Consider the following 527-nt stretch of genomic DNA (forward strand, 5'->3'; position numbering starts at 1 on the left):
CACCGCCGAGGCGCTCTACGCCTTCGATAGTAATACTATCTGTACCCGCACCACTGATTTTAGCGCCTAATGTATTGAGGAAGTTTGCGGTATCTTCAATTTCAGGCTCTCTTGCCGCGTTCTCAATAATGGTTTTACCTTCAGCTAACACTGCCGCTGTCATAATAGTGATGGTGGCACCCACGCTCACTTTATCCATAACAATATGCGCGCCTTTTAGTCGCCCATCAACGCGAGCTTTTACATAACCTTCATCAAGCGTGATTTCAGCACCTAATTGCTCTAAACCTGTAATATGAAGATCAACAGGGCGAGCGCCAATGGCACAACCGCCGGGTAAAGAAACCTGGCCTTGACCAAAACGTGCCACTAATGGGCCTAATGCCCAAATAGAAGCACGCATGGTTTTGACTAGCTCGTAAGGTGCGCAAAACTCATTGATATTACGAGCATCAACGAAAACAGAGCCATTACGTTCAACATGCGTTCCTAAGCGATTAAGTAATTTAATCGTCGTATCAATATCT

1 protein-coding gene is annotated in these 527 nt (G+C 45.7%); it reads right to left on the minus strand.

The features are described from left to right. A partial coding sequence (locus ABN217_RS20345; RefSeq protein ID WP_502935151.1) for a carboxyvinyltransferase occupies window positions 1-527 on the minus strand: 527 nt, incomplete at both ends.

Origin of the sequence: Proteus sp. fly-1067, assembly GCF_040139345.1 — a bacterium.
Taxonomy (GTDB): Bacteria; Pseudomonadota; Gammaproteobacteria; order Enterobacterales; family Enterobacteriaceae; genus Proteus; species Proteus vulgaris_B.